The following is a 1,569-nucleotide window of genomic DNA, read 5'->3' on the forward strand; positions in this document are numbered from 1 at the left end:
GAGATACTATGAAGGGCCGCGGAGGCAAGCCCCTGGAGTAAAACGAAGATTCGCAATCTCGTTTCTCCCAAAGGAGCACGCAAATGAACACGCCTGACACAACCCTTCAGGGGCAGAATACGACGATCACCGGCTGGCTGTACATGGCTTTCGAACTAGGCGACAAGAGCTGGAAGCTGTCGCTGGGCGACGGCGTGCGTGGACCGAGCCGGCATACGCTGGTGGCTGGCGACCTGAATTCAGTCCTGCAAGTGATCGCCAAGGCCAAAGCACGCTGTGGCCTGGCGCCGCAAGCCCCGGTGCGCAGTTGCTACGAAGCCGGCCGCGATGGCTTCTGGCTACACCGATGGCTCACGGAACAAGGCATCCATAACCTGGTGGTCGACTCGTCCAGTATTGAAGTCAACCGCCGAGCGCGACGCGCCAAGACCGACCGGCTCGACGGCGACAAGCTGCTCTCGATGTTGATGCGTTACCACGCTGGCGAGCGACGCGTATGGGCAGTCGCGCGGGTGCCGACACCACAGCAGGAAGATGAGCGGCGCTTGCACCGCGAGCTCGGGCGACTCAGGCAGGAACGCACGGCTCACAGCAATCGAATTCGTTCGCTGCTGGTACTGCACAACTTCCGGGTCGCCCATATCCGGGACCGATCCTGGAAGCACTGGTGGGACGCACATGGCTCGCAACTGCCTGCTGGTTTGGGTGCCGAGATCGAGCGTGAAGTCGCGCGACTGGCGTTGGCCGTAACGCAGATCAAGACAATCGAAACCCAGCAGCACAAGGCCGTGAAGGCCGGCACGCAGCCTGCCATCGCGCTGCTCGCGCGACTCAGCGGGATCGGCGTAGGCAGTGCCTGGCTCCTGATCAAGGAACTGTTTGGCTGGCGGCGCTTTCACAACCGGCGCGAAGTCGCAGGTTGCCTGGGACTGGCACCGACGCCCTACAGCAGTGGCGAAAGCCAGGTCGAGCAAGGCATCAGCAAGGCGGGCAACAAACGCTCTCGGTGGCTGATGATCGAACTGGCATGGAGCTGGTTACGCTACCAGCCAACGAGTCAGCTCACGCAATGGTTCAATCAGCGCTTCGCGCCAGGCAGCAAGCGCATGCGGCGCGTCGGCATTGTCGCACTTGCCCGCCGATTGGCAATTGCCCTGTGGCGCTATCTCGAATATGGCGAGATTCCCCCCGGGGCAAGCCTCAAACCATAGTAAGGTGATTCCGATCTAAGTAAGGGAGAGAGAAGCGGTACGAGAGCAGGTCAGCGCGCCCGTAGATGAACCGGGCTACCCCTCGCGGGTAGCCGTCCTTAGAGATGGGGCGCGCCCAGGTAACAGGGGTAGTCCCGCGCTTTGCGCATGTGGTATGTGGTGGCCGGCCCTGCGCCGGCACGGATAGAAGGTAGTCCGGGCTAATAGCCCCGACATTGAGCACCCCGACCTCGGTTTCGCCGCCGCGTCAGTCCGCGAAGGAAAGCTTAACGGCTTGCAAGGAAAGTGTATCGACTCCAACATGCCCTACCTGAAATCCAATGCTGAAGGGGGGTTGACTTCCATTCCCTCATAGAAG

Annotated in this window: 1 protein-coding gene; it reads left to right on the forward strand. The window is 61.4% G+C overall.

All coding sequences use genetic code 11. From position 1 onward, the window contains the following. The first annotated feature begins 83 nt into the window (after positions 1–83). Complete coding sequence (locus DN412_RS42790; protein ID WP_115216986.1) at positions 84–1,211, forward strand: IS110 family RNA-guided transposase; 1,128 nt, start codon at positions 84–86, stop codon at positions 1,209–1,211. Positions 1,212–1,569 lie beyond the last annotated feature (358 nt).

Origin of the sequence: Cupriavidus lacunae (assembly GCF_003353055.1) — a bacterium.
In the GTDB taxonomy this organism is placed as follows: domain Bacteria; phylum Pseudomonadota; class Gammaproteobacteria; order Burkholderiales; family Burkholderiaceae; genus Cupriavidus; species Cupriavidus lacunae.

What these genes read in the sequence shown, in the direction of transcription:
- DN412_RS42790 (WP_115216986.1), top strand. Translation starts at nt 84, where the DNA reads ATGAACACGCCTGACACAACCCTTCAGGGGCAGAATACGACGATCACC.